The organism is Streptomyces sp. NPDC048606 (assembly GCF_040650855.1).
GTDB lineage: Bacteria > Actinomycetota > Actinomycetes > Streptomycetales > Streptomycetaceae > Streptomyces.
The window spans coordinates 43,164-66,628 of the sequence record NZ_JBEZIB010000039.1 but is presented as its reverse complement, the minus strand read 5'-3'; the positions used below and the strand labels follow the sequence as shown (position 1 = coordinate 66,628).

Genomic DNA, 23,465 nt, shown 5'->3' with positions numbered 1-23,465 from the left:
GGATCACACGAGGGCGGCGGCCTCCCCCGGGGAGAGGCCGCCGCCCTCGGCGTACGCGCGCGCGTAGGCGGCGGCGCCGAGGGCCGCCCGCGCGTGCTCCTCGACGAAGGCGGCGTCCTCGCGTTCGGTGCTGATCGGAGCGTGCCCGGCGGGCAGGAGGGCGCGGTAGGCGCCCAGGAGCCGCGCGGCGTCCTCCTCGCGGCGGGGGCCGTCGGGGGCGGCGAGGGCGACGGCGGCCGTCAGCAGGAACACGGCCGGCAACTGCGGCGCGACCATCAGGGCCAGGGGGTCCATGGAGGTGCCCACGGCCCCGCGGACGAGCGTCAGCGCGTCCTCGTGGCGCCCCTGCCGGTTGTCGAGCCGGCCGACGGTGGCGAGCAGGAACACGTCGAAGATCGCGTACGCCCCGAAGGCGAACTCCTCGCGCAGCGCCTTGATCTGGGCGCGGGCCTCGTCGAAGCGGCCGTCCCGGCCGAGGATGTCGGCGAGGAACATGCGGCAGGCGGGCATGGCCTCGTTGCCGTAGTGCTCGGAGTCGGCGAGGACCTCGGTGAGGATCTCCTCCGCGAGGTCCGCCCGACCGGTCTCCATCAGGGTGCCGGCCATCCGCACCCGCATCACGGCCACCTGGGCCTTGGCGCCGAGGCGTGCGGCGTGTTCGATCGCGTCGAGGTAGTCCTGTGCGGCGAGGGCGTGGTCGCCGCGCCGTTCCCGGGACTCGGCGCGGGCGGCGAGGGCCTCGGCGCAGCCCCAGTCGTCGCCCAGCTCGCGGAAGAGGGCCAGGCTCTCGTCGGCGTCGCGGACGGCGTCCCCCGACCAGTCGGCGCGGTTGGCGAAGACGTTGGCGCGCAGTTGCAGGGCGGAGGCCAGCTCCCACCGCAGGCCCAGCTCGCGGGCGACGGCGACGTTCCCGTCCACCGCCGTGCGGAGCAGTTCCGGATCGCCGGCGATCATGACGGCGTAGATCCACAGGCCGGACGGGGCCCGGCAGGTCTGCGGCAGGCCGGGCCGGTAGGCGGCCACCATGCCCTCGACCTCGGCGCGGATGTCCGGGGAGTTCCAGCCGGCGCTGTTCTGGTCCCGGGCGGCGAGCCGGATCATCCGGATGCCGCGCCAGCCCTCGGTGAGGAGTTCGCCGTCGTAGGGCGGGGGCGCGTCGACGATCCGGGTGTGGACGGGTTCGGCGGGGATCACCGGGGGCGCGAAGGGATCGGGGCCGAGCGCGGCGGCGGCGTTGGACCAGTGCCGGGACTCGGAGCGCAGGTCGTGCATGTGCCAGTACCAGACCAGGGAGTGGACGAGGCACAGCACCTCCTGGGCCTCGCCGGCGGCGACCGCCCGGCGCAGGGCGGTGCGCAGGTTCTCGTACTCGGTGGAGAGCCGCTCGGCGGTCTCCCGCTGGGCGCGGGAGCGCAGCAGGGGCTCGCCGGTACGGGCGAGTTCGCGGTAGTGGACGAGGTGGCGGCGTTCGGTGGCGGCGCGGTCGCCGTCGATCTCGGCGAGGCGCTCGGCGGCGTACTCGGCGACGGTCTCCAGGAGGCGGTAGCGCATGCCGTTGGGGGCCGGTTCGGCGACGACGAGGGACTTGTCGACGAGGGAGCCGAGGATGTCGGCGACCTCGTAGGCGGGGTCGGCGCAGACGTCCTCGGCTGCGGTCAGGTCGCAGCCGCCGGCGAAGACGGACAGGCGGCGCAGGACGGTGCGTTCGGGGGCGTCGAGGAGGTCCCAGGACCAGTCGACGACGGCGCGCAGGGTCTGCTGGCGGGGCAGCAGGGTGCGGGCGCCGCCGGTGAGCAGGCGGAAGCGGTCGTCGAGGCGGTCGGCGATCTGGCGCGGGGTGAGCAGCCGCAGCCGGGCGGCGGCCAGCTCGATCGCCAGCGGGAGCCCGTCCAGGCGCCGGCAGATCTCGGCGACGGCGGCCGGGTCCCGGGCGGGGTCGTAGCCGGGGCGGGCGGCGGCGGCCCGGTCGGCGAAGAGGCGGTGCGCGGGGGCCGGCGGCAGGGGCTCGACGGGGCGCAGGAACTCCCCCGGCACGCCGAGGGGTTCCCGGCTGGTGGCGAGGACCTGGACGCCGGGGCAGTGGGTGAGGAGGCGTTCCGCGAGCTCGGCGGCGGCGCCGATGACGTGCTCGCAGTTGTCCAGGAGCAGCAGGAGCTCACGGCGGGCGCAGTGCTCGGCGAGCCGGTCGAGCGGGTCGTCGCCGGTGCGGTCGGTGAGGGCGCGCAGTTCCTCGGCGCCGGCGCCGCGCAGGGTGGTGCGGCGGGCGCCGAGCGCGGCGAGCGCGGCCTCGGCCACGTCCTCGGGGTCGTCCACGGGCGCCAGTTCGACGAACCACACCCCGTCGGGCCAGGCGTGGCCGGCGTGGGCCTCGGCGGCCTCCTGGGACAGCCGGGTCTTGCCGGCGCCGCCGGGCCCGAGGAGGGTGACGAGGCGGGCGCGGGCGAGGTCGTCACCGATGGCCCGGATGTCTTCCTCGCGCCCGACGAAGGTCGTCAGCCGCGCCCGCAGGTTGCCTCCGGCGGTCCGCCCGGTCCCACCGGCCTCCGCGCCGAAAACCCCACCGGGGGCCGCGGGCCCGACCGGGCCGGGAACCTCGGAGCCCGCCGCGTCCGGGGCCGGTGCGGGACGTCCGGCTTCGCCGGGGCCCGCCGGGCCGACCGGGCCGGGACGCACGCCTCCGCCCGCGCCCGAGCCGGGCGGAACGGGGCGCCCGGCTCCGCCCGGGGCTCCGGGGGCTGCCGTGGGTGTCCCACCGACCGGGTGCGGGGGCGCGAGTACGCCGGGCTCGGATGCGTCCGGCGTGCCCGGCACGGACGGGGCCGGGGCGGCTGCGCCCGGGGTCCCGGGGCCTGCCGGGGACGCGCCGCCGGCCGCGCCCGGGGCGGAATGTCCGGCTTCGCCGGGGCCCGCGGGGCCGACCGGGCCGGGACGCACGCCTTCGCCGGGGCCCGAGCCGGGCGGAACGGGGCGCCCGACTCCGACCGGGGCTCCGGGGGCGGCCGGGGGGGCCGGCTCGTCGGGGGTGAGGAGTTCGGTGTGCAGGGCGCGCAGGGCGGGGCCCGGGTCGGTGCCGAGGCGGGCCGCCAGGTCGCGGCGGACCTCCTCGTAGCCGGCCAGCGCCTCCGCCGGGCGGCCCACCGCACGCAGGGCCCGCAGGCGCAGCACCTGCAAGGACTCGTCGAGGGGGTGCCGGGCGCACAGTTCGGTCAGCTCGGGCAGGGCCGTCTCCGCCCGGCCCAGGGCCAGGGCCGCGCCGAGGCGACCCCGGCGCGCGTCCCTGCGTACGGCCTCCCAGCGGGTGGACTCGGGCGTCGGGTCGGGGAGGGAGGCCAGCGCGGGCCCCTGCCACAGGGCCAGGGCCTCCTCGTACAGGGCCGCCGCCCCGGCCGGGTCCGGGGCGTCGGCGGCGGCCCGGACGAGGGCTTCGAAGCGGTACAGGTCGACGTCCTCGCGCCGGGCGTCCAGCAGGTAGCCGCCCTGCGCGGAACGCACCGCCGCGTGCCCCAGCGTCCGGCGCAGCCGCGCGACCAGGGCCTGGAGGGCGGCGTGGGCGTCGGCCGGCGGGTCGGCGTCCCAGACCTCGGCGACCAGCCGCGCGGCGGGGACGGGGCGGCCGGGGCGCAGCGCGAGCGCGGTCAGCAGCGCCCGCAGGCGCGCGCCGCCGACGGCGACGGCTCCGCCGTCGTCGCGGAAGGCCCGGGTGGTGCCGAGGATCGCGTAACGCACCGCCCCATTGTCCCCGGCTCCGGGCCCCGCCCCGGCCCCCCGGCGTCGGGGCGCCCGGGATAGGTTTCGCCGCATGGGTCACCAGGGGAGCCGCGGCGAGCGGCAGATCAGTTCCGTCTTCCTCGGCGTCGTCGCCGTCATGGCGGTCACCGGCTGGGCGGTGTGGACCGGCTACGCGACGAGTCCGGGCCTGGCCGTGTTCCTGTTCGTCACGTCGGCGTGGATCGTCTCGTTGTGCCTGCACGAGTACGCGCACGCGCGGACGGCGCTGCACGGCGGCGACATCACGGTCGGCGCGAAGGGCTACCTGACGCTGAACCCGCTGAAGTACACGCACCCGCTGCTGAGCATCGTGCTGCCGGTGGTCTTCGTGATCCTGGGCGGGCTGGGCCTGCCGGGCGGCGCGGTGTACATCGAGCGCGACCGGATCGACCGTCGTTGGAAGCACAGCCTGATCTCGGCGGCGGGTCCGCTGACGAACGTGGCGTTCGCGATCGTGTGCACGGCGCCGTTCTGGCTGGACGCCCTGGACGGGGTGCCGGTGCCGTTCGTCTTCGCGTTGGCCTTCCTGGCGCTGCTCCAGGTCTCGGCGGCGATCTTGAACTTCCTGCCGGTGCCGGGGCTGGACGGGTACGGGGTCATCGAGCCGTGGCTCTCGCACCGGGTGCGCCGCGAGCTGGCGCCGCTGGCCCCGTTCGCGCTGATCGGGGTGTTCGCGCTGCTGTGGATCCCCGAGGTCAACGCGTTCTTCTTCGAGGCGGTGCGGGGCGTGCTGCGCGGGCTGGGCGTGTCGGACCTGGACACGTACTGCGGACGCGACCTGTACCGCTTCTGGCAGGACTCGTACGGCTTCTGCGCCGCCCCGGCGGACTGAGCGACCCCGGCGGGCGGCCCCGTCGGGCTGCCCCGGCGGGCGCGCCCGTCAGCAGGCCCCGTCAGCAGGCCCCGGCGGGCGGCCCCGTCAGGCGGCGGTGCGTCGCTTGCGGGCCTTCTCCTTGCGGATGTAGTACCAGGCCATGTTGGACGTCAGTCCCGCCAGCAGCACCCACACGATCCCGAGGAAGCTCCCCTCCACGAAGGCGACCACGGCCGCGGCCACGGCGAGGGCGCAGACGACAACGGCGAACACGGCAAGGCGGGGCATCCCGAACAGCTCCTCGGCAACACAAGACGGGGTCGAGCCCCTCCAGTGTCCCCCATGCCCCGCGGCGTCCGGGCCCCGCCCGGCCCGCGGGGCTCCGAGGCCGTCCCGGGCCCGCTCAGACGTCCGTGAGGCGCAGGCCCGCGTGGGCCTTGTAGCGGCGGTTGGTGGAGATCAGGTTGGCGACCATCGCCTCGACCTGGTGGGCGTTGCGCAGTCGGCCCGAGAAGACGCCGCGCATGCCGGGGATGCGGGCGGCGAGGGCCTGGACCAGGTCGGTGTCGGCGCGGGACTCGCCGAGGACCATGACGTCGGTGTCGATCTCCTCGACGGACTCGTCCTGGAGGAGGACGGCCGAGAGGTGGTGGAAGGCGGCGGTGACGCGGGAGTCCGGAAGGAGGGCGGCGGCCTGCTGGGCGGCGCTGCCCTCCTCGACCCGCAGGGCGTAGGCGCCCTGCTTGTCGAAGCCGAGCGGGTTGACGCAGTCGACGACGAGCTTGCCGGCGAGGTCCTCGCGCAGGGCTTCGAGGGTCTTGGCGTGGCCCTCCCACGGCACGGCGATGATCACGATGTCGCTGCGCCGCGCGCACTCGGCGTTGTCGGCGCCCTCCACGCCGAGGCCGAGCTCGCCGGCGGCGGCCCGGGCCCGGTCGGCGGCGCGGGATCCGATGATCACCTTCTGGCCGGCGCGGGCGAGGCGGTAGGCGAGGCCGCGGCCCTGGTCGCCGGTGCCGCCGAGGACGCCCACGACCAGGCCGGATACGTCGGGGAGGTCCCAGGGGTCCTTGGCCGGGGGCTTCTGCGTGCTGTCCGATGAAGTCATGGGGGCGAGGGTACTGCCGGGTAGCCCAAGGTCGAAGGGGGTTGCGGGGCCGGTGGTGCGCGCGGCGGCCTCCCCGGCGCCCGGGATGCGGCAGGATGCCGTCATGGACGCCGTGAGGGTCGCGTTGTTGCGGGAGGTGCTCGCCGGTACCGGGTGGCCGCAGGAGGCCCGGCGGTTCGCCGGGGCGCTGCGCGGTTCGGTGGTGCCGGCGGGCGGGAACCTGCTGCTGGTGGGCACCGAACGGTACGAGCCCTGGCACCTGGCGGCGCACCTGGTGGACGAGGCCGCCTGGTCGGGACTGCCGGAGCTGGCTCCGACGCTGGTGCGCCACCGGGTGCGGCCGGGCGAGCCCCCGCACCTGTCGGTGGGGCTGGGGAGGCTGTGGGCGGCCCGGCGCGGGCACACGCTGCTGGTGGTGGCGCCCGAGCGGCCCGGGGAGGGCCTCCTGGAGCGGGTGTGCGACGCCCGGCGCGCGGGGGCGACCGTCCTGTCCCTGGACGGCGGGGACCCGGATCTGGGGTCGTTGGCGCACGAGGTGCTGTCGGCGCCCGCGGACACCGCGGAGCTGGACCTGGACACGGTGCAGCACCTGGTCAGCGCGGCGGCCGGGGAGAACACCCCGCCGGCGCGGCGGGGGCGGGGAAGGTTCCGGGACCGACTGGCGCGGCTGGCGGACCGGTTGGCCGCCCCGCCGCCCAGTCCCTGGTAGGTCGCCCGGGCCCCCGCCCGCCGGGCCGGCGGGACCGGCTACGCGGTGCCGCCCCCGTCCTCCTCGCGGGACTTGTCGTTCCACTTCGGGTCGGTCTGCCATTCGAGGTTGCGCTCCTGCGCGGTCTCCATGGCGTGGGCCGCCTCCTCCGGGGTGGAGTACGGGCCGAAACGGTCCTTCGCCGGGCACTCGGGCCCTTCCTCGACCTTCTGGTGGACCAGGCAGTAGTACCACTCGCCTGCTTTGCCCACCTGGCGCTTCTTGAACAGGGCCATCGTCGTCGGGCTCCTCTCGATACCGCTCTGTGCCGCCATGCTGCCCCATCCCCGGTCGATACACTCGCTTGCATGTCCGGCCAGTCGCTGCTCGTACCAGGCGAGCTCTCTCCCGTCCGTTCCGTTCCCGGAAACATCCGCCGTCCCGAGTACGTGGGCAAGCCCGCGCCCACCCCGTACACCGGACCGGAGGTGCAGTCGGCCGAGACGATCGAGGCGATGCGCATCGCCGGCCGGATCGCCGCCCAGGCGATGGAGGAGGCCGCAAAGCACATCGCTCCGGGGGTGACCACGGACGAGTTGGACCGGGTCGCGCACGAGTACATGTGCGATCACGGCGCCTACCCCTCGACGTTGGGCTACCGGGGCTTCCCCAAGTCCCTGTGTTCCTCGCTCAACGAGGTCATCTGCCACGGCATCCCCGACTCGACCGTCCTGAGGGACGGCGACATCGTGAACCTCGACGTGACCGCGTACATCGGCGGGGTGCACGGCGACAACAACGCCACGTACCTGTGCGGTGACGTGGACGAGGAGTCGCGGCTGCTCGTCGAGCGCACCCGCGAGGCCCTCAACCGGGCCATCAAGGCGGTCAAGCCGGGCCGCCAGATCAACGTGATCGGCCGGGTCATCGAGTCGTACGCGAAGCGCTTCGGCTACGGCGTGGTCCGGGACTTCACCGGGCACGGGATCAACTCGTCCTTCCACTCCGGCCTGATCATCCCGCACTACGACAGCCCGCACGCGACCACGGTTATCGAGCCCGGGATGACGTTCACCATCGAGCCGATGCTGACGCTGGGCACCCACGAGTACGACATGTGGGAGGACGGCTGGACGGTGGTCACGAAGGACCGCAAGCGGACGGCCCAGTTCGAGCACACGCTCGTGGTGACCGACAGCGGCGCGGAGGTGCTCACCCTGCCGTGAGGCGCGGTCGCCGATCGGGCGGCACACTTTTTTTACCGACAGGACGTCGGGAACACATTGACTTAGGTATGCCTAAGTAGGAAGATCGGGCGTGGCGGCGGTGTCGCCACGCCCGATTCCCCTTCCTTCGGAGGTCCGTCTTGGACGCCTTCTCCACGGTCATCCGTGTCGCCTCGCACGAGCAGCACACCGAAGCCGAGACCTCTACCTTCATGAGCGACCTGCTCGGCGGCAGGCTCGGCGTCGAGGCCTACACCCGCTACACCGAGCAGCTCTGGTTCGTGTACCGGGCGCTGGAGGACGGGGCCGAGGCCCTGCGCGAGGACCCGGTGGCGGGTCCCTTCATCCAGCCCGAGCTGATGCGCGTCGCCGAGATCGAGCGGGACCTGGAGCACCTGCGCGGGCCCGACTGGCGCGCGTCCGTCACCGCCCTGCCCGCGACGCGGGCGTACGCGGAGCGGGTCGCCGAGTGCGCCGCGTCCTGGCCGGGCGGGTACGTCGCCCACCACTACACCCGCTACCTGGGCGACCTCTCCGGCGGGCAGATCATCCGCGACAAGGCCGAGCGGACCTGGGGCTTCAGCCGCAAGGGCGACGGCGTGCGCTTCTACGTCTTCGAGGACATCTCCAACCCGGCCGCCTTCAAGCGGACCTACCGCGAGCTGCTCGACGCCATCGCCGCGGACGACCTGGAGAAGCAGCGCATCATCGACGAGTGCAAGCGCGCCTTCGACTTCAACGGCGCGGTCTTCCGCGAGCTGGGCGAGGAGTTCCCGCTCAGCGCCTGAGGCGCCGGGACGCGAGGCCGTGCGGACAAGCGGACGCGCGGACGCGGGAGGGACGACCGAGGGCCGGTCGGGTGCGCGTGGCACCCGACCGGCCCTCGGTCGCGTTCGGGGTCCTACGAGGCGAAGCGGACGCGGCCGCCGATCTCGACGGTGCCGTCCGGCCCCGGGGCGGTGAGGATCTGGGAGCCCGCGCCCTGGGTGATGTTGAGGGCCCGGTTCAGCTGCGCCGTCAGCAGGATCGCCGCGGAGCCGGTGGCCTCGTCCTCGGTGATGACCCCGTCGGGGCGGCGCGGGAAACCCCGGGCGCGGACGCGGCCGGCGGCCTCGTCCTCCCAGGCCCAGGCGTACAGCCAGCCCTCGCCGGGCGGCGGGGCGGGCAGCGCTTCGACCTCGGCGACGGACGCGTATTGGTGGGTGCGCTTCTCCGTGACCCACTCCGCCCGGGCCGTGATCCAGGTGAACTCCCCGTCGTCGCGCGCCCATACGGATCCGGCCGGGGGCCGGAGCTCCTCGATGTCGAGCAGCCAGGCGACCCCGACGAGCGGGTGCCCCGCGAAGGACATGCGCGTGCCGGGCGTACGGATGTCGACGACCCCGCGCTCGGGGTCGTCGACGAACACCGTCTCGCTGTAGCCGAGTTCGGCGGCCAGGGCCTGTCGGGACGCGTCGTCGGGGCAGGTCCGGCCGTCGCGGACGACTCCGAGCGGGTTGCCGTACCGGCCGTCACCCGCGCAGAAGACCTTGATCACATCGAGATCGTTCACCGGGGCATTCAAGCACGGCCCGGCCCCCGCTCCCGAAGTCCCTTGCGGGGAGCGGGCGTCCGGCCGGGTCGGATCAGTCCTGGGCCGGGCGGCGCCGGCGGGCCACGTACACCGCGCCCGCGCCGGCCGCCACGATCACGGCGGAGGCGCCGAGGAGGGCGCCGGCCGGGACCTCGGCGCCGGTCGCGGCGAGGTTGCCGCCCGCCGAACCGCCGGCCGAGCCACCGGCCGAACCGCCGCCGGCCGTACCGGCGCCCCCGGCGGAGCCGCCCGCACCGCCGGTGGTGCCGCTGCCGCCCGTGGAGCCGCTGCCGCCGGTCCCGGTGCCCGTGGTGGGCAGGACGACGTCCTTGTCCACGGCCACGGACAGGTCGAGCGGGTCCATCGGCTTGCCCGGCCGGTACTTGTCGAGGACCGCGTTGTCGTTGGCGAAGACGGCCGAGCCCTGCTCGGTGAAGTACGCGGGGACCGCGTTCAGCGCCAGCAGGCCGTCCTTGGTCCGGTAGTCCGTCTTCGACAGGTCGAGCGTGGCGAAGGGGATGTCCTTGGTGGTGCCCTTGTCCGTCTTCACGTCGAGGGTCAGGGTGCCCGCCTTGCCGGCGCCGGCGACCCGGATGTTCTCGAAGGTCATGTCCAGGCCGTGGAGCTTGAACTCGAAGCGCAGGGAGCCCTGGAAGGAGGCCTTGAGCTTCTGGTTCTTGACGTCCAGTTCGCCCGCGCCGAACGCGAACGCGTACGTGTCGCCGCTCTTGACGGCGCCGCCGCTCGCGGTGGTGCCCTTCTCACCGACGTACTCGCGGAAGGACTTCATGACGCCCCAGGTGAGCTTGCCGTTCAGCACCTTCTGGGGGCCGTCGGCGGGGGCCCCGGTCCCGGTGCCGGTCGGCTTGGGGGACGCGGAGGTCGACGTGGACGAGGAGGGGCGCGGTGACGGCGATCCCGAGGTGGTGGAGGGGGAGGGCGAGGCGGAGGTGGACGTCGAGGTGGAGGGGGACGGGGAGGTCCTCTCCTCCAGGGTGACGGCCGCCGTCAGCTTGTCTCCGGACTTCCCGGCATAGGTGTCGCGGCCGAAGACCGCGGCGAACTCGGGGGTGAGGGTGGTGGCGAGGTCCCTCATCTGCGGCCCGGTGAAGGCCACGTCCGCCAGCGGCACCTTCTCCTTGAGGGTGCCGTTCTTGGTGACGTCGGCCGTCAGCTTCTTCGTGCCGGTGTCGATGCGGAAGTTCTCCATCTTGACGACGAAGCCGTGCGCGGTGCCGTCGAAGACGACCGCGCCCCGGAACGCCGCCTTCAGGACGTTGCCGCCGGCCTCGTCGTACTCGCCCGTGGCCGAGCCGAAGCGGAAGCCGCCGGGGACCTCCGTGGCGCCGTCGTGCACGGTGATCGAGCCGATGCTCTTGACGTAGGTGCGCAGGCTCTCCAGCACACCCCAGTCGAGGGTGCCGCCGAGGACCTTGACGGGGGCCGTCGCCTGCTCCCCGGTGACGGCCGGCGCGGAGCCGACCGCCGTGGCGGGCAGGACGAGGGCGGCGCTGCCGAGGGCGGCGGCGGTGAGCACGGCGGCCGCGAGGACGGCCGGGCGGCGGACGGACGAGGACATCGGGGGACTCCTGGAGGGACGGGGGAAGAGGAAGGGGGTGGGGGTGGGGGTGGGGGCGAGCCGGCGGGCGGGCCGCGGGCCTACGACGCCCCGGGGGTCGCGGTGTCGGAACCCGCCCCGGAACCGGGGGCGGCGGAACCGGCCGCGGCGGTGCGGCGCCTGCGCAGCGCCAGGAGGACGGCCCCGCCGGCGAGCAGCAGGACGGCCGCGCCCAGGGCGACGTACAGCGCGAAGTTCGAGGACTCCCCCCGCGCGGCGGCGGGCGCCGGGACGGGGGCGGTGGACGGCGACGCGGCGGGGGCGTCGGGCGTCGGGGAGGCGGTGGAGCCGAGGTCCGGCAGGGCGGGGAGCCGCGCCGCTCCGTCCAGGGCGACCGCGAGCGAGACGGGGTCCATCTCGGTGCCGGCCTTGTACATGGAGTTGAAGGCCTGGGAGCCGCCTTCGGTGAGGGTGGCCGGCGCTTCGGTGAGGGTGGCGAGCGCGCCCTCGGTCTTGATCCCCTTGGCGTCGAACTCGACGAGCGCGACCGCGCCCTTGGTCTCGGATCCGGTGGTCACCTCGGCGCTGAGCACGCCCTTGCCGTTCTCGACCTTGACGGTGACCTTGCCGAGGGTCAGGTCCAGGTGGGCGCCGGTGAAGCGGACAGAGCCGGCGAAGGCGGCGTCGAGCGTCCCCTTCGTCCCGTCCCAGGTGCCCTTGCCCTGCGGGAAGCGGAACAGCGCGCCGCCGTCCTGGGCGCCCTCGGCCAGGGTCCACTTGCCCTGGCCGACGGAGCCGGTGACGTACTCGCGGAAGGTGCGGCGCACGCCCCAGTCGACGGCGGCGTCGGTGAAGGCACCCTGGGCCTGCGGGGTCGCTCCCGCGGTGGGGGTGGGGGACGCGGTGGGGGTGGCGGACGCGGCCGGCTGCGCGGGCGCCGCTTCCTTGATGTCGGCCGACAGCGAGACCGGGTCGAGCTGCGCTCCGGCGGCGTAGTAGCCGGCGAAGGCCTTGGCGCCCTGTTCGGTGAGGGTCGCCGGGACGTTGGTGAGGACCAGCGGGCTGCCGGCGCCCCGCATGTCGATCCCGCCGAGTCCGAGCGTGGCGAAGGGGACCTGGGACTCGTTGCTGACCGCGCCGGTGTCCTTGGCCTTGCTGGACACGTCGAGGTAGAGGGTGCCGCGGCCGCCGGCGATCTTGACGGTCGGTCGACTGACGGTCATGTCCAGCTCGTCGACCCCGTTGGGCTTGCGGTGGCCCTGGAAGCTGACGCCGCCGCTGAAGGAGGCGCTGAACTCGCCGGTGGCGGGGTCGTAGGAACCGTTCGCGGAGTGGAAGCGGAACAGGCTGCCGCCGACGGTGGCCGCGCCGTTCCTCAGCTGGAAAGAGCCTTTCGCGATCGGACCCGTGACGTAATTCTGGAAGGAGGATTTGATGCCCCAGTCCAACCGCCCGCCCTGAACGGTGCGGCCCGCCGCGTGCGCGGTGGCGGCCGGCAACAGGGCCCCGAGCAGGGCCGCCAAGAGGGCGACGGCGAGCGCGCGGGCGGGTCTTGCGGACATGAAGGTCCCCTCCAAGGTCTGGCGAGCAAGGTTAGGCTAACCTAAGCTATTCGCGGTCTGACGGGGAACCCCCGTGCCCGCAGAACCTCGCCCAGCCACCCGCCGGCTCCCGGCCGGGACGATCAGGACGGTGCCTTCGTGTCTACGCCCGCCGCGTCACATCGCCTACCGCGCTTCGCCGTTGCCCTCGCGGCACTGGCTCTCGCCGTGACCGGCTGCGGGGGCCCGACCGAGGCCGCGGGCTCCCCCGGGCACTCCCCGGCCGCCACCGTCCCGGACCGGATCGAGCCCCTCTCGACGACGCCCCGACCGGCGCTGCCCGTGACGGTGGACTCGGCCGACGGCAGCCGGGTCACCGTCGCCTCGGCGGAGCGGATCGTGCCGCTGACCGGCAGCCTGAACGAGATCGTCCAGACCCTCGGACTCGGCGGGCAGGTCGTCGCCCGCGACATCACCGCCACCTTCGAACAGGCCGCCTCCCTGCCGGTGGTGACCCGCGGACACGACGTCTCCGCCGAGAGCGTCCTGTCGCTGCGGCCGACGCTGGTGCTCGCCGAGACCACCACGGGTCCCGCCGAAGCCGTGCGGCAGATCCGCGACGCCGGCGTCCCGGTGCTGGTCGTCGCCCCCGCGAAGGCGCTGGACGACGTCCCGAGGCGGATCGACGCGGTGGCGGCCGCGCTGGGCGTCCAGGACGCCGGCGCACAGCTCAAGCAGCGCACCGCCGACCGGATCGCCGCCGCGCGCGCGAAGGTTCCCGCGGCGTCGGCCGAGAAGCCCCGCGTGGCCTTCCTCTACCTGCGCGGCACGGCCTCGGTCTACCTGCTGGGCGGCTCCGACTCGGGCGCGGCCTCGCTGCTGGAGGCGGCGGGCGCGATCGACACCGGCAAGGAGTCCGGCCTCGGCAAGGACTTCACCCCGATCACGAGCGAGGCGCTGGCCGCCGCCGCCCCGGACGCGATCCTCGTCATGACCAAGGGCCTCGAATCGGTGGGCGGCGTCGACGGGTTGGTCAAGATCCCCGGTGTCGCCCAGACCCCGGCCGGCATGGACCGTCGGGTGATCACCGTGGACGACGGGGTCCTGCTCAACTACGGCCCCCGCACCGACCAGGTGCTCTCCTCCCTCGTCGGCCAGCTCCACGGCAAGGGCGCGTGAGATGACCCTCCCCCACGACCTCCCGGCAGCCGGAGCCGGGACGCACGGCGGGACCGGCACGACCGGCGGGGCGAGCGGCGGGACCGGGACCGACGCGCCGCCGGCGAACCCGACCCCGCCGCGGGCGCCCGACCCCCTGGCGGCAGCGGCCCCGGCGGTCGTCCCCGCGCCGGCACCGCGGCCCGGCCCGGCGGACGGGCCCCGCGCGCCGGGCCGCCGCACGGCGGTCCTGCTGACCGGGGGCCTGGTCGCCGCCCTGCTCCTGCTCGCCCTGCTCTCCGCCGGCATCGGCGCCTACCGGATCCCGACCGCGGACGTCCTCGCGTCCGCCCTGCACCGGGCGGGCCTCGGCGGCGCCCCCCTCGACCGGGTCGGGGAGAGCGTGCTGTGGAACGTACGCCTCCCCCGCGTCGTCCTCGCCCTGCTGGTCGGCGCCTCCCTCGGCTGTGCGGGAGCCCTGATGCAGGGGGTCTTCGGCAACCCGCTCGCCGAGCCCGGCGTGATCGGCATCTCGGCGGGCGCGGCCGTCGGCGCGGTCGCCGCCATCGGACTGGGCCTGACCTTCCTCGGGAACTGGACGATCACCGCCTGCGCGTTCGTCGCGGGGCTGGTCACCGTCTGCTCCGTCTACCTGCTCTCGCGCAACGGCGGGAAGACCGAGGTGGTCACCCTCATCCTCACCGGCATCGCCGTCAACGCCTTCGCGGGCGCCCTGATCGGCATGTTCGTCTTCTTCGCCGACAGCGGGCAGGTCAACCAGATCACCTTCTGGCAGCTCGGCTCCCTCGCCCAGGCCACCTGGCCGAAGGTCCTCGCGGTCTTGCCGTGCGCCCTCGCCGGCCTCCTCGTCGCCCCCTTCTACGCACGCCGGCTGGACCTCCTCGCGCTCGGCGAACGCCCCGCCCGCCACCTCGGGATCGACGTGGAACGGCTGCGGCTGGCCCTGATCCTGGTCGTGGCGCTGCTGACGGCGGCCGCCGTGGCCGTCGCCGGGGTCATCACCTTCGTCGGCCTGTTGGTGCCGCACCTGCTGCGGATGGCGAACGGGCCGGGTCACCGCTTCCTGGTGCCGGGCAGCGCCCTCGCCGGGGCCGTGGTGCTGATGGCGGGCGACCTCGCCGCCCGGACGCTGGCCCAGCCCGCCGAGTTGCCCCTCGGTGTGCTGACCGCCCTGATCGGCAGCCCGTTCTTCTTCTGGCTGCTGCGCCGCACCCGCCGCAAGCAAGGAGGGTGGGCGTGACCCCCCGTACGACCGGCACCACCACTGCCACTGCCGCCGAAGCCGACACCAACACCGCCACCGCCACCGCCACCGCCACCGGAGGCGACACCTCCGACGGCGCCCGTACCGGGTTCCCCCCGCTGTCGGGCCTCCTGTCGGCCCTGCGGCGGCGCCGTCCGCGCCGCGCGCCCGAGCGCCCCGCGCGGGGGGCCGCCCTCGCCGAGGTCGAGGGGTTGCGCGTGCGGCTCGGGGAGCGCGAGGTGCTCGGCGGCGTCGACCTGGTCGCCCGCGCGGGCGAGGTGCTGGCCCTGGTCGGGCCGAACGGCGCCGGGAAGTCCACCCTGCTCGCCGCGCTCGCCGCCGACCTGCCGGCCGCCGCGGGCACCGTACGGATCGACGGGCGCCCGGTGGGCGACTGGACGGCCCCCGAACTGGCGCTGCGCCGTGCGGTCCTGCCCCAGTCGGCCGCCCTGGCGTTCCCCTTCCCCGTGGCCGACGTGGTCCGCATGGGCCGCGCGCCCTGGGCCGGCACCCCGTCGGCGGAGCGGGACGAGGAGGCGGTGGCCCGGGCGATGGCCGCCACCGAGGTCACCCGGTTCGCCGAGCGGCCCTTCTCCGCCCTCTCCGGCGGCGAGCGCGCCCGGGTGGCCCTGGCCCGGGTCCTGGCCCAGGGGGCGCCGCTGCTGTTGCTGGACGAGCCGACGGCGGCCCTGGACCTGCGCCACCAGGAGTTGGTGCTGCGGATCTGCCGGGAGCGGGCGGCGGCGGGCGACGCGGTGGTGGTGGTCCTGCACGACCTCGGGCTGGCGGCGGCGTACGCGGACCGGGCGGCCGTGCTGCACGACGGTCGGATCGCGGTGGCCGGGCCCCCGTCGGAGGTCTTCGAGGACGCCCTCCTCAGCCGGGTCTACCGCCAGCCCGTCGAGGTCTTTCCGCACCCGCGGACCGGGGCCCCGCTGGTCGTTCCGCTCCGCGTACCGCCGGACGGGAACACTTCCGCCATACGAAATCCTGACGCGGTTTGACCCGTGCTTGACCTCCGTTTGAAGGGGTCGTGGAAGGCCCGTGACGGGCTCGTGTCCGGGGCCGAAACATGAGAGTCGAATCACTGGACGACACGGCTCCGGTGAGGTAAGCCTCGGTTAAGTTAGGTCCGCCTCACCAGCCCCCCACTCGTCTTGACCCCCGCCAGGAGCCCCCATGCGACCCGCCCGCCTCACCGTCCTCACCGCGGTCGCCGCGGTGGCCGCACTCACCGCTGTCACCGGCTGCGCGGAGAAGGGCGCCAAGGACGGTTCGGGCGCGATCCGCGTGACCGCGACGGACACCGCGTGCGAGGTCTCCCCGACCGAGTTCCCGGCCGGCAAGGTCGAGATCGACGTCGAGAACAAGGGCTCCAAGGTCACCGAGCTGTACGTCCTCTTCCCGGACGACCGCATCGTCGCCGAGCGCGAGAACATCGGCCCCGGCACCCGGGTCACCATCACCGCCGAGATCAAAGCGGGCGACTACGCCCTCGCCTGCAAGCCCGGCATGAAGGGCGACGGCATCCGCACCAAGGTGAAGGCCACCGGCGCGGGCGGCACCGAGAAGCGCTCCCCCGAGCTGGACGCGGCCGTCGCCGCCTACCGCAAGTACGTGCAGGAGCAGGCCGACGAGACGCTGCCGAAGGCCCAGGTCTTCGCCGACGCCGTCAAGGCCGGCGACCTGGAGGCCGCCCGGAAGGCGTACGCCCCCTCCCGCATCGGCTGGGAGCGCACCGAGCCCGTCGCCGAGTCCTTCGGCGACATCGACCCGAAGGTCGACGTCCGCGAGGACGGCCTGGAGGCCGGCCAGGACCCGGCGAAGGACTGGACCGGCTGGCACCGCCTGGAGAAGTCCCTGTTCCAGGACAACAGGATCGACGACAACGACAAGAAGCTCGCCGACACCCTGATGGCCGACCTCACCGACTGGCAGAAGCGGGTCGGCACCGCGGAGATCACCCCGACCTCCATGGCCAACGGCGCCAAGGAGCTGCTCGACGAGGTCGCCACCGGCAAGGTGACGGGCGAGGAGGAGCGCTACTCCCACACCGACCTGGTCGACTTCAAGGCCAACGTCGAGGGCGCCCAGAAGTCGTACGAGCTGCTGAAGCCGACCGCCGAGAAGAACGACCCGGCCCTGACCGCGCAGCTCGACGCCCGGTTCGCCGCCCTGAACGCCCTGCTCGACAAGTACCGCGCCGACAAGAACGGCTACGAGTTCACCTCCTACGACAAGGTCGGCGAGAGCGAGCGCAAGGAGCTCTCGGACGGGGTCAACTCCCTCGCCGAGCCGCTCTCGAAGCTCGCGGCGGCGGTCGCCAAGTAGTCCGGGCGACAGGCACGAGGCAGGAGGACACGATGACCGACCCACGACCCGAAGGTCCGGACGGCGGCGCCCCCGCCCCGTCCCGGCGGGCCGTCCTCGGCTGGGGCGGGGCCGGGTTCGCGCTCGGCGCCGCCGCGGCCGGCGGGGCCGTCGCCGCCCTCGGCGGCCGTACGCCGATGGAGTCCGCGGCCGGCGCCGGCGCCGCGGTGCCCTTCCACGGGGAGCACCAGGCCGGCATCGCCAGCGCCGTCCAGGACCGGCTGCACTTCGCGGCCTTCGACGTGACGACCAAGGACCGCGCGGAGCTGGTGCTCCTGCTCAAGGAATGGACGGAGGCGGCCCGGCGGATGACGGCCGGACTGCCCGTCGGCGAGGGCGGCTTCGGCGGCCTGCCACAGGCCCCTCCGGACGACACGGGCGAGGCGCTGGGCCTGAAGGCGTCCCGGCTCACCCTGACCGTCGGCTTCGGCCCGGGCCTGTTCGCCAAGGACCGCTTCGGGTTGGAGGGCCGGCGCCCGCAGGCGCTGGTGGACCTGGAGCTGTTCCCCGGCGACAACCTCGACCCGGCCCGCTCGGGCGGCGACCTGTGCGTCCAGGCCTGCGCCGACGACCCCCAGGTCGCGGTGCACGCCATCCGTCAGCTCGCCCGCATCGGCTTCGGCAGGGTCGCGGTGCGCTGGTCGCAGCTCGGCTTCGGCAAGACCTCCTCGACCACCCCCGAGGAACAGACCCCGCGCAACATGATGGGCTTCAAGGACGGCACCCGGAACATCTCGGGCACCGACCGGGCGGCCCTGGACAAGCACGTGTGGGTGGGCGCGGGCGACGGCGACGCCTGGCTGACCGGCGGCTCGTACCTGGTCGCCCGGCGCATCCGGATGCACATCGAGACCTGGGACCGCACCTCGCTGCGGGAGCAGGAGGACATCATCGGCCGCGACAAGGGCGAGGGCGCCCCGGTGGGCCGGTCCAAGGAGCGCGACGAGCCCTTCCTGAAGGCGATGAAGCCCGAGGCGCACGTACGGCTCGCGCACCCGGACACCAACAACGGCGCGCAGATCCTGCGCCGCGGCTACTCCTTCACCGACGGCACGGACGGTCTGGGCCGGCTCGACGCGGGCCTGTTCTTCCTGGCCTACCAGCGGGACGTCCGCACGGGCTTCGTGCCGATCCAGCGGCAGCTGGCCAAGTCCGACGTCCTCAACGAATACATCCAGCACGTGGGTTCGGCCGTCTTCGCCGTCCCGCCGGGCGTCCGCGACAAGGACGACTGGTGGGGCCGGACGCTGTTCGCGTAGTCCCCGCCGGAGAGGAAACCGCCGTGTTCGGCAACTATCTGATCGGCCTGCGCGAGGGCCTGGAAGCCAGTCTGGTCGTCTGCATCCTCGTCGCCTACCTGGTGAAGACGGACAACCGGGCCGCGCTGCGCCCGGTGTGGATCGGCGTCGGGATCGCCTGCGCGCTCTCGCTGGCCTTCGGCGCGATGCTGGAGTTCGGCACGCAGGAGCTGACCTTCCAGGCGCAGGAGCTGCTCGGCGGCACCCTGTCGATCGTCTCCGTCGCCCTGGTGACGTGGATGGTCTTCTGGATGAAGCGCACCGCCCGGAACCTGCGGGCCGAGCTGCACGGCCGGCTCGACGCCGCCCTGGCGATGGGCACCGGCGCGCTCGTGGCCACCGCCTTCCTGGCCGTGGGCCGCGAGGGGCTGGAGACCGCCCTGTTCGTGTGGGCCTCGGTCCGGGCGAGCGGCGAGGGCTCCTCGGCGCCGCTGATCGGGGTGCTGCTGGGCATCGCCACGGCGATCGTGCTGGGCTGGCTGTTCTACCGGGGCGCGCTCAGGATCAACCTGTCGAGGTTCTTCACGTGGACCGGCGCGATGCTGGTGGTCGTGGCGGCGGGCGTCCTCGCGTACGGGGTCCACGACCTCCAGGAGGCGGCGTTCCTCGGGGGCCTGAACGACAGGGCCTTCGACATCAGCGAGGTGATCCCGCCGGACAGCTGGTACGGGGTCCTGTTGAAGGGCGTCTTCAACTTCCAGCCGAACCCGACGGTCCTCCAGCTGGTGGTGTGGTCGGCGTACCTGGTCGTGGTCCTGACCCTGTTCCTGCGGCCGACCGGTGCCCGCCCCGCGACGGCCGCCCCGACGGCGGCCGGGGCGGGCTCGGCGCCCGAGGGACGGGGCTGAGGACCTGCCGCGCTCAGCCGCGCCCGATGTAGGGCATCGCGGTCGCCATGACGGTGGCGAACTGGACGTTCGCCTCCAGCGGCAGCTCCGCCATGTGCAGCACGGTCCGGGCCACGTCGGCGGCGTCCATGACGGGCTCGACGGCCAGTTGCCCGTTGGCCTGGAGGATCCCGCTCTGCATGCGCTCGGTCATCTCGGTGGCGGCGTTGCCGATGTCGATCTGCCCGCAGGCGATGCGGTACGGGCGCCCGTCGAGCGACAGCGACTTGGTCAGGCCGGTCATGGCGTGCTTGGTCGCGGTGTAGGCGATGGAGTTCGGGCGCGGTACGTGCGCCGAGATGGAGCCGTTGTTGATGATGCGGCCGCCCTGGGGGTCCTGGGCCTTCATGGTCCGGAAGGCGGCCTGGGCGCAGAGGAAGGCGCCGGTCAGGTTGACGTCGACCACCTGGCGCCAGGCCTCGGGGGTGATGTCCTCCAGGGCGACCCCGGCGGGGCCGAAGGTGCCGGCGTTGTTGAAGAGCAGGTCGAGGCGTCCGTGGCGCTCCCGCACGGTGGCGAAGAGGGCGGCCACGTCGTCGGGATCGCTCACGTCGGCCCGTACGGGCAGGACGTCCGCGCCGGCGGGGGCGGCGGCGGCCGTCTCCTCCAGGGGCTCGGGGCGGCGTCCGGCGACGGCCACGGACCAGCCGGCGCCGGCCAGGGCGAGGGCCACGGAGCGGCCGATGCCGGAGCCCGCGCCGGTCACTACAGCGATCTTCTTCCGAGGTGCGTTCACGGTTCCGCACAGTACGGGACGGCGGCCGTCCGGCCCCGGACGTTCCGACAGCTGAGAACATGGGTCGGTCAGGGGTCGTGTGACCGTATGAGAAGACTGGAGTACCGCATGTCGGAGAGAGGCCCCTCGACGGCCCCCGCGCAGGGTTCGGCGCCCGAACCGCCCCCCTCCCCCACGGCCGGGCCGCGCGCGGGCGCGGATCCCGCCGGCCCCGTGAAGGCGGCACGCCGCACCGGACTGCTCGTCACGTTCGTGCTGGGCGGGCTCACCGCCCTCCCCCCGCTGTCCATGGACATGTACCTGCCGGCGCTGCCGGAGGTGACCACCGCCCTGAACAGCCCGGCCGCCACGATCCAGCTCACCCTGACCGCCTGCCTCGCCGGCATGGCGCTGGGACAGCTCGTCATCGGCCCGATGAGCGACAAGTGGGGCCGGCGCCGTCCGCTGCTGGCGGGCATGGTCGTCTACGTCCTGGCCACCGCGATCTGCGCCCTGGCCCCGACCGCCGAGCTGCTGATCGCCTTCCGCCTGCTCCAGGGCCTCGCGGGTGCCGCCGCGATCGTCATCGCCCGGGCCGTCGTCCGCGACCTGTACGACGGCGTCGAGATGGCCCGGTTCTTCTCCACCCTGATGTTGATATCCGGGGCCGCCCCGATCGTCGCCCCGCTGATCGGCGGCCAGGTCCTGCGCTTCGCCGACTGGCGCGGCGTCTTCGTGGTCCTGACCGCCGTCGGCCTCGCCCTGACGCTGCTGGTGTGGCGCAGCCTCGGCGAGACGCTGCCGCCCGAGCGGCGGCACACCGGCGGCGTGGGCGCGGCCCTGCGGACCATGCGCGGCCTGCTCGGCGACCGGGTGTTCGCCGGGTACACCCTGGCGGGCGGCTTCGCCTTCGCCGTGCTCTTCTCCTACATAGCCGCCTCGCCCTTCGTGGTGCAGGAGATCTACGGGGCCTCCCCGCAGGCCTTCAGCCTGCTGTTCGGCGTCAATTCCGTCGGGCTGATCATCGTCGGGCAGATCAACGGCAAGCTGCTGGTCGGCCGCGTCAGCCTGGACAAGGCCCTGGCCACCGGTCTCGCGGTGATCCTCGTCGCCTCGGTGGCGCTGCTGCTGATGTCCACCGGCGTCTTCGGCGAGGTCGGCCTCCTCCCGGTGGCCTCGGCGCTGTTCGTGCTGATGTCCGCGATGGGTCTGGTCCTGCCGAACACCAACGCGCAGGCCCTCATGCGCACCCCGCACGCCGCCGGATCGGCGTCCGCCCTGCTGGGCACCTCCTCCTTCCTGGTCGGGGCCGTCGCCTCGCCGCTGGTCGGGATCGCGGGCGAGGACACGGCGGTGCCGATGGCGCTGGTCCAGCTGACCTGCTCGCTGTTGGCGGTGGGCTGCTTCCTGCTGATGTGCCGCCCGTGGCGGCCCCGCGAGGCGACGACCGACGTCGGGGCCGGCTCGGCGCCGTAAACTTCGCGGGTGAACGCCGCCTCCCCCTCCGTCCCCACCAGCGCCGACACCCTGCGCAGCGCCCTCGCGGGGCTGCTCGAAGGGCTCCCGAAGAAGCAGGCCTCGGCCGCCGTCGAACGGCTCATCGCCAACTACCGCGGTACGACGCCCACCGACGCCCCCGTGCTGCGCGACCGCTCCGACGTCGCCGCGTACGCCGCGTACCGGATGCCGGCCACCTTCGAGGCGGTGTGCCGCGCCCTGGACGGCCTGGCCGCCGCCGCGCCGGACTGGACGCCGGGTTCGCACGTGGACGTGGGCGGCGGCACCGGCGCCGCGACCTGGGCCGTGGACGCCACCTGGGACGGGCCCCGCACCACCACGGTGCTGGACTGGGCCGAGCCGGCGCTGGCCCTCGGCAGGGAGCTGGCCGGGCGCTCGTCGTCCGGGGCGCTGCGCGCGGCCGAGTGGCGGCGGGCCGTCATCGGCGCGGGGCTGAGCCTGCCCGACGCCGACCTGGTGACGGTCTCGTACGTGCTCGGCGAGCTGACCCCCGAGGCCCGCCGGGCGGTGGTCGCCGAGGCGGCCCGCGCCGGCGGCGCCGTGGTGCTGATCGAGCCGGGCACGCCCGAGGGCTACCTGCGCGTCCGGGAGGCGCGCGAACAGCTCGTGGAGGCGGGGATGCAGATCGCCGCGCCGTGCCCGCACGACGGGACCTGCCCGATCGAGGTGGGCCAGGACTGGTGCCACTTCTCGGCGCGGGTCAGTCGTTCCTCCCTGCACCGGCAGGTCAAGGGCGGTTCGCTGGCGTACGAGGACGAGAAGTTCGCCTACGTCGCCGCGAGCCGCTTCCCGGTGTCCCCGGCCGCCTCCCGGATCACGCGCAGGCCGCAGATCCGCAAGGGGCTCGTCCTGCTCGACCTGTGCGGTCCCCAGGAGGGGCCGGGCGCGGGGCTGTCCCGGGCCACCGTGACCAAGCGGCACGGCGACCTCTACAAGGCGGCCCGGGACACCGAGTGGGGCCGGGAGTGGCCCCCGGCCCCGTAGCGGGCACCCGCTAGGCGGTCCGCGCCGGGCGCAGTTCCTGGGTGCAGCACTTCACGCTGCCGCCGCCCTTGAGCAGTTCGCCCAGGTCCATGGGCACGGGCTCGAACCCGCGCTCGCGCAGGGGCGCCGCCAGTCCGGTCGCGGCCTGTGGCATCACCACGTGCAGGCCGTCGGAGACGGAGTTGAGCCCGAAGGCGGCGGCGTCGGCCGCGTCCACCAGGAGGGCGTCCGGGAAGAGGCGGCGCAGGACCGCCCGGCTGCCCGGCGAGAAGGCCTCGGGGTGGTACATGATCTCGTCGCCGTCGAGCACGCACAGCGCCGTGTCCAGGTGGTAGTAGCGCGGGTCCACCAGGTCGAGGCCGATGACGGGGCGGCCGAAGAACTCCTGCGCCTCGTCGTGGGAGAGCGGGCTGGAGCGGAAGCCGCGGCCGGCCAGGATGTATCCGGCGGTGACGGCGAAGTCCCCCTCGCCCTCGTTGACGTGCGAGGGCTCGTGGATGTCGGTGAAGCCGTGGGCCCGGAACCAGTCGAGGTGGATCTCGGCCTCGGCGGTCCGTTCGGGGTAGGCGAAGCGGGCGCCGAGGACCTTGCCGTCGACGACGAGGGCGCCGTTCGCGGCGAAGACCATGTCGGGGAGTTCGGGGTCGGGCACGAGGGTCTCTACGGTGTGGCCGAGGGCCCGGTAGCGGTCCCGGAGGTCTTCCCACTGGGCGAGTGCGAGGGGCAGGTCCACCGGTTTCGTGGGGTCCATCCACGGGTTGATGGAGTACGTGACCCGGAAGTGTGCCGGTGGGCACATCAGGTAGCGCCGGGGTGTGGCGTCTCTGCGCAAAGAAGGCTCCTCACGACTTTCACGGGTGTCGCGGGCGTCGCGGCCGCGACGCCCGCGAGGGTGTGGAGAGAATCGTCTCTCCTGGGGCCTGACCGCGCAGTGAACTGATCGGGTGGTTTGGGGAATGGCTGGAAGACGATACGTCTCGCACCGATACTGGTCA

The 23,465-nt window shown here is 74.2% G+C and carries 21 protein-coding genes; 12 read left to right on the top strand and 9 right to left on the bottom strand.

Annotated elements, in window-relative coordinates; translation table 11 throughout:
• Positions 1–3: 3 nt before the first annotated feature.
• Positions 4–3,726 (bottom strand): BTAD domain-containing putative transcriptional regulator, encoded by a 3,723-nt coding sequence (locus AB0D01_RS32835; RefSeq protein WP_363061716.1) that lies wholly within the window; start codon positions 3,724–3,726, stop codon positions 4–6.
• Positions 3,727–3,799: 73 nt separating this feature from the next.
• Between AB0D01_RS32835 and AB0D01_RS32830 the strand changes: the two genes are divergently transcribed.
• A complete protein-coding gene (locus AB0D01_RS32830) occupies positions 3,800–4,600 on the top strand; it encodes a site-2 protease family protein (RefSeq protein ID WP_363061714.1) in 801 nt (266 codons plus the stop codon).
• An 87-nt stretch (positions 4,601–4,687) separates the two neighbouring features.
• On the opposite strand, the gene AB0D01_RS32825 is transcribed toward AB0D01_RS32830, so the two are convergent.
• Together AB0D01_RS32825 and npdG are read right to left on the bottom strand one after the other, a co-directional pair.
• On the bottom strand, positions 4,688–4,870 hold the full coding sequence (locus AB0D01_RS32825; protein WP_363061712.1) for a hypothetical protein: 183 nt from the start codon (positions 4,868–4,870) through the stop codon (positions 4,688–4,690).
• Between the two features lie 115 nt (positions 4,871–4,985).
• The gene (gene npdG, locus AB0D01_RS32820; RefSeq protein ID WP_363061710.1) at positions 4,986–5,690 is read right to left on the bottom strand and encodes an NADPH-dependent F420 reductase; all 705 of its coding nucleotides are present in this window, start codon (positions 5,688–5,690) and stop codon (positions 4,986–4,988) included.
• Between the two features lie 103 nt (positions 5,691–5,793).
• Between npdG and AB0D01_RS32815 the strand changes: the two genes are divergently transcribed.
• On the top strand, positions 5,794–6,399 hold the full coding sequence (locus AB0D01_RS32815; protein WP_363061708.1) for a hypothetical protein: 606 nt from the start codon (positions 5,794–5,796) through the stop codon (positions 6,397–6,399).
• A gap of 38 nt (positions 6,400–6,437) precedes the next feature.
• Here AB0D01_RS32815 and AB0D01_RS32810 read toward each other — a convergent pair whose 3' ends face one another.
• On the bottom strand, positions 6,438–6,674 hold the full coding sequence (locus tag AB0D01_RS32810) for a hypothetical protein (RefSeq protein WP_363061762.1): 237 nt from the start codon (positions 6,672–6,674) through the stop codon (positions 6,438–6,440).
• A 72-nt stretch (positions 6,675–6,746) separates the two neighbouring features.
• On the opposite strand from AB0D01_RS32810, the gene map reads away from it, so the two are divergent.
• Together map and AB0D01_RS32800 are read left to right on the top strand one after the other, a co-directional pair.
• A complete protein-coding gene (map, locus tag AB0D01_RS32805; protein ID WP_363061706.1) occupies positions 6,747–7,604 on the top strand; it encodes a type I methionyl aminopeptidase in 858 nt (285 codons plus the stop codon).
• Between the two features lie 140 nt (positions 7,605–7,744).
• Positions 7,745–8,392 carry a biliverdin-producing heme oxygenase gene (locus tag AB0D01_RS32800; protein ID WP_363061704.1) on the top strand — a complete coding sequence of 216 codons (648 nt, stop codon included), beginning with the start codon at positions 7,745–7,747 and terminating at the stop codon, positions 8,390–8,392.
• A gap of 113 nt (positions 8,393–8,505) precedes the next feature.
• Here AB0D01_RS32800 and AB0D01_RS32795 read toward each other — a convergent pair whose 3' ends face one another.
• From AB0D01_RS32795 to AB0D01_RS32785, 3 genes are all read right to left on the bottom strand, one after another.
• Complete coding sequence (locus AB0D01_RS32795) at positions 8,506–9,156, bottom strand: PhzF family phenazine biosynthesis protein (RefSeq protein WP_363061702.1); 651 nt, start codon at positions 9,154–9,156, stop codon at positions 8,506–8,508.
• Positions 9,157–9,229: 73 nt separating this feature from the next.
• The gene (locus AB0D01_RS32790) at positions 9,230–10,756 is read right to left on the bottom strand and encodes an HtaA domain-containing protein (protein ID WP_363061700.1); all 1,527 of its coding nucleotides are present in this window, start codon (positions 10,754–10,756) and stop codon (positions 9,230–9,232) included.
• A gap of 80 nt (positions 10,757–10,836) precedes the next feature.
• On the bottom strand, positions 10,837–12,297 hold the full coding sequence (locus tag AB0D01_RS32785; RefSeq protein WP_363061698.1) for an HtaA domain-containing protein: 1,461 nt from the start codon (positions 12,295–12,297) through the stop codon (positions 10,837–10,839).
• Between the two features lie 138 nt (positions 12,298–12,435).
• Here AB0D01_RS32785 and AB0D01_RS32780 point away from each other — a divergent pair, with 138 nt between their 5' ends.
• The 6 genes from AB0D01_RS32780 to efeU all read left to right on the top strand — a co-directional run bounded on the left by AB0D01_RS32780 (position 12,436) and on the right by efeU (position 19,214).
• Entirely contained in the window at positions 12,436–13,455 is a 1,020-nt protein-coding gene (locus AB0D01_RS32780; RefSeq protein ID WP_363061696.1) for an ABC transporter substrate-binding protein, read from the top strand.
• A 1-nt stretch (position 13,456) separates the two neighbouring features.
• Entirely contained in the window at positions 13,457–14,695 is a 1,239-nt protein-coding gene (locus AB0D01_RS32775; RefSeq protein WP_363061694.1) for an iron ABC transporter permease, read from the top strand.
• 143 nt (positions 14,696–14,838) lie between these two features.
• A complete protein-coding gene (locus AB0D01_RS32770; protein WP_363061760.1) occupies positions 14,839–15,702 on the top strand; it encodes a heme ABC transporter ATP-binding protein in 864 nt (287 codons plus the stop codon).
• A gap of 175 nt (positions 15,703–15,877) precedes the next feature.
• Positions 15,878–17,029, top strand: a complete 1,152-nt coding sequence (gene efeO / locus AB0D01_RS32765; protein WP_363061692.1) for an iron uptake system protein EfeO — start codon at positions 15,878–15,880, stop codon at positions 17,027–17,029.
• 32 nt (positions 17,030–17,061) lie between these two features.
• A complete protein-coding gene (gene efeB / locus AB0D01_RS32760; protein WP_363061690.1) occupies positions 17,062–18,327 on the top strand; it encodes an iron uptake transporter deferrochelatase/peroxidase subunit in 1,266 nt (421 codons plus the stop codon).
• Positions 18,328–18,350: 23 nt separating this feature from the next.
• Positions 18,351–19,214: an iron uptake transporter permease EfeU gene (gene efeU, locus AB0D01_RS32755; protein WP_363061688.1), complete on the top strand. Its 864-nt coding sequence runs from the start codon at positions 18,351–18,353 to the stop codon at positions 19,212–19,214.
• Between the two features lie 13 nt (positions 19,215–19,227).
• On the opposite strand, the gene AB0D01_RS32750 is transcribed toward efeU, so the two are convergent.
• Positions 19,228–19,989, bottom strand: coding sequence for an SDR family oxidoreductase (locus AB0D01_RS32750; protein ID WP_363061686.1), 762 nt, complete (start codon positions 19,987–19,989; stop codon positions 19,228–19,230).
• A gap of 108 nt (positions 19,990–20,097) precedes the next feature.
• On the opposite strand from AB0D01_RS32750, the gene AB0D01_RS32745 reads away from it, so the two are divergent.
• Positions 20,098–21,444 (top strand): Bcr/CflA family multidrug efflux MFS transporter, encoded by a 1,347-nt coding sequence (locus AB0D01_RS32745; RefSeq protein WP_363061684.1) that lies wholly within the window; start codon positions 20,098–20,100, stop codon positions 21,442–21,444.
• A gap of 9 nt (positions 21,445–21,453) precedes the next feature.
• Entirely contained in the window at positions 21,454–22,470 is a 1,017-nt protein-coding gene (locus AB0D01_RS32740; RefSeq protein WP_363061682.1) for a small ribosomal subunit Rsm22 family protein, read from the top strand.
• A 10-nt stretch (positions 22,471–22,480) separates the two neighbouring features.
• Here AB0D01_RS32740 and ddaH read toward each other — a convergent pair whose 3' ends face one another.
• The gene (gene ddaH, locus AB0D01_RS32735) at positions 22,481–23,428 is read right to left on the bottom strand and encodes a dimethylargininase (protein ID WP_363061758.1); all 948 of its coding nucleotides are present in this window, start codon (positions 23,426–23,428) and stop codon (positions 22,481–22,483) included.
• Positions 23,429–23,465: the final 37 nt, after the last annotated feature.

Bases quoted from the DNA above. Each gene is read 5' to 3' on its own strand.
- AB0D01_RS32830 (WP_363061714.1), top strand. From the start codon at position 3,800: ATGGGTCACCAGGGGAGCCGCGGCGAGCGGCAGATCAGTTCCGTCTTC.
- AB0D01_RS32825 (WP_363061712.1), bottom strand. From the start codon at position 4,870: ATGCCCCGCCTTGCCGTGTTCGCCGTTGTCGTCTGCGCCCTCGCCGTG.
- npdG (WP_363061710.1), bottom strand. From the start codon at position 5,690: ATGACTTCATCGGACAGCACGCAGAAGCCCCCGGCCAAGGACCCCTGG.
- AB0D01_RS32815 (WP_363061708.1), top strand. From the start codon at position 5,794: ATGGACGCCGTGAGGGTCGCGTTGTTGCGGGAGGTGCTCGCCGGTACC.
- AB0D01_RS32810 (WP_363061762.1), bottom strand. From the start codon at position 6,674: ATGGCCCTGTTCAAGAAGCGCCAGGTGGGCAAAGCAGGCGAGTGGTAC.
- map (WP_363061706.1), top strand. From the start codon at position 6,747: ATGTCCGGCCAGTCGCTGCTCGTACCAGGCGAGCTCTCTCCCGTCCGT.
- AB0D01_RS32790 (WP_363061700.1), bottom strand. From the start codon at position 10,756: ATGTCCTCGTCCGTCCGCCGCCCGGCCGTCCTCGCGGCCGCCGTGCTC.
- AB0D01_RS32785 (WP_363061698.1), bottom strand. From the start codon at position 12,297: ATGTCCGCAAGACCCGCCCGCGCGCTCGCCGTCGCCCTCTTGGCGGCC.
- AB0D01_RS32775 (WP_363061694.1), top strand. From the start codon at position 13,457: ATGACCCTCCCCCACGACCTCCCGGCAGCCGGAGCCGGGACGCACGGC.
- efeO (WP_363061692.1), top strand. From the start codon at position 15,878: ATGCGACCCGCCCGCCTCACCGTCCTCACCGCGGTCGCCGCGGTGGCC.
- efeB (WP_363061690.1), top strand. From the start codon at position 17,062: ATGACCGACCCACGACCCGAAGGTCCGGACGGCGGCGCCCCCGCCCCG.
- AB0D01_RS32745 (WP_363061684.1), top strand. From the start codon at position 20,098: ATGTCGGAGAGAGGCCCCTCGACGGCCCCCGCGCAGGGTTCGGCGCCC.